Here is a 2814-nt window from a genome sequence, read left to right as displayed (position 1 = left end):
CGGCTCCCGGGACCACCGATATTTCGTTGGCCCTTCTGGCTAGCGGCTAGAACCTGAATGCCGAGTTGCCGGTCCAAGTGGTCATCAGTCATGCTTATTTTTCTGGTTCCCATGCGCTGCGTGGGAACCAGAAACCGATCAGGCTGGAGGGTAGGATGAAGAAGAAACGAGTCTATTTGTTGACTATTGCTTATATCGCGGTTTATGCGATGCTTACCAAACTGACCTATCCCGAATTGGAGATTACGGCGCTCACTACGGTGATTGCCGTTCTCGGGTTTGTTTCAGCACTTGCAACCAACTATCTGATCAAAAAAGTGGAATGTAAAATAGGGAAAAATAATGATTAATCGATGACCTTTACTCTGCAGCCGGTTTTCAATGTCAAACAAGCTGCGCTGGCCCATGCCTCCCCCGTCGCTGGGCATTCATTTCAGACGGGGGAAGTTTACCCTCGGCTGGTCCCAATGCCATTAAGTTAGCTGCTGACCGTGGTAGGTCGGGTTAGGCGCTTGCGACGTGGGTTCTTGGGTGACAGGCTTGGCGCGCGCCGTAACCCGATACCCACCTGTCCGGTTACGGCGCGTTCGCACTCGGGTACCCACGCCCGCACCGCCAGGCGCGCCTAACCCGACCTATAAGACTTAACTTAATGGCATTGCGGCTGGTCCCCCACGCAGGTCATTTTGCAAGGTGGCCATAAGCGGTCTTGGCAAACCCGATTGCGTCTTGCGCAAGCAATGCGATACTCAACAATGACAGGCGTAATGACTTTAATTTTTCAATCCCGGTTATCTCTTCTTCCATTACAATGCCCTTATATGTACGCACGATCTCAGGAATTGCTTTGGTGTGTACGCCTGACAAATCCACATAGAGCACATCAGCGGTATTGCCGGTATTTGCAGCACTTATCGGCTGGTAAAGGGTAATAATGTATGGCCCCGGCCGGGATAAATCCAAAGGCAATTCCACTGACAAAGCAGTAAGCAACAGTTTAGACAGTTCATAGTTCGGCTTATTATATTCGAAGCCATCGGGTTTGCCTATCGGTATCAGAAACAAATTCAAACGGTTTTTAGACACATGTCCCCCTCCAACCCCTCCAAGACTCGTTGCACTTATAGTTGACCCATGAATTGCCTTTACCAGCTCATAATACAATGAGGTGGCTTTCTCATTGGCTTCACCCCTCCCCACCAAGACATAAGAATAGGTGGCATACCCCGGCTCTTCACCCCCATAGGAATACAAATATTGCCAGGCATGGGTGGACGGTTTGGCTTTCCCCCCGGGTTTCGGCCCGACGACGGTGTGATTCCTTGATTTCCCGCCTGCGATGCTGGGATCTACCAGAGGAAGATTAGGCAATTCTGATTGGTGATGAGAAGAGGCTTGAGCAGCCCCGGCAGCCGCCGGAGAAGCAGCGGGCTGAGTAGCCCCGGCCGATGGCGAGAGGGAAGTTTGGGTGGTCCCGGTAGCCGATGGTGAGGAGGAAGACTGAGTGGTCTCAGCCGATGGAGAAACCGGGGGCGGCGCAACAAACATTGTGAATTCCTGGGTGAATTCCGATACCGCCACATTTCCTCCACTGACATTGGCTACTACTCTGATGGTAAAGCTTCCGGATTGGGTCGGAGTACCGGATAAGGTGACCGTGCCATTTCCATTATTCGCGTAGGACACTCCGGCCGGTAACCCACTGACGGTAAGCATCAATTCCCCCAGCGTGGCTTCACCCGGAGGAGACCCGGGCCCATCCGAACCGGCCATCCAAAACTGGAGCATGGGCGTCGTATAGGCTGAAAAGTTTTCCCCCGCTACGGCATATTGATCGGGAACTGGCTCTGAAACAATTCCCCCAAGGAAAGCAGGTTGTTGGCCAGAAATCAGGATAAAGGGATCGGAAGAGGTCGTACCTGATATCATGACTTTATCTTCACTTGCGGCGATAATCTGAGGGGTATCGATTTCCCCACCAAAATCAATAATCGAAGCGGTTATGGCGATATTGCCGTCCGCACGGACTGCATGATCGTATAACCCTAATCGAGTATCTTCCGTCAGGGTAATGTCTCCGCTTCCCGCATCGAGTGATCCCCAGTCGTCCGACTTGATTTCAGAGGCCAGGTTATCCGCATTCGCGGGATTGTCTTCTATACGGATGTCCCCACCACCGGTAACAACAACGCCTTCGATTAAATAACCTTCGGTTCGAACGGTCACGTCTCCACCACCCGTCCATATCTGGCCTCCGGTACCGATTTGGAAAAAACCAGCGTCGTTTATCGGGTTGTCTTCTATACGGATGTTCCCACCATTGGTAACAACAACGCCTTCGATTAAATAACCTTCGGTTCGAACGGTCACGTCTCCACCGCTCGTCCATATCCGGCCTTCGGTACCGATTTGGAAAAAACCAAAATCCTTTGTCGGCTTATCTTCCATGCGGATGTCCCCACCCTGGGTAAGAATAACGCCTTCCATCAAAAGATTTTCAGTTCGAACGGACATCCCTCCACCGCCCGTTTCTATCCGACCTTCGGCACCGATTTGGAAAAAACCAAAATCGTTTGTCGGGTTGTCTTCTATGTGGATGCCCCCACCCTGGGTAAGAATATCACCTTCAATCGAAAGGTCATCGGTTCGAACGGTCATCTCTCCGCCGCCCGTTTCTATCCGGCCTTCGGGACCGATTTGGAAAAAACCAAAATCCTTTGTCGGGTTGTCTTCCATACGGATGTCCCCGCCCTGGGTAAGAATAGTGCCTTCAATCCAAAGGTCATCGGTTCGAACGGTCATCTCTCCGCTGCC

At 51.8% G+C, this 2814-nt stretch carries 2 protein-coding genes; one reads left to right on the top strand and one right to left on the bottom strand.

What is annotated here, in order from left to right:
* Positions 1-155: 155 nt before the first annotated feature.
* A complete protein-coding gene (locus BQ17_RS03255; RefSeq protein WP_089724275.1) occupies positions 156-350 on the top strand; it encodes a hypothetical protein in 195 nt (64 codons plus the stop codon).
* Positions 351-681: 331 nt separating this feature from the next.
* On the opposite strand, the gene BQ17_RS03250 is transcribed toward BQ17_RS03255, so the two are convergent.
* On the bottom strand, positions 682-2814 hold a 2133-nt coding region (locus tag BQ17_RS03250), incomplete at its 5' end, for a hypothetical protein (protein WP_218068047.1).

The organism is Candidatus Thiosymbion oneisti (genome assembly GCF_900092655.1).
Taxonomy (GTDB): Bacteria; Pseudomonadota; Gammaproteobacteria; order Chromatiales; family Chromatiaceae; genus Thiosymbion; species Thiosymbion oneisti.
This window is presented reverse-complemented; position numbering and strand designations above follow the sequence as displayed.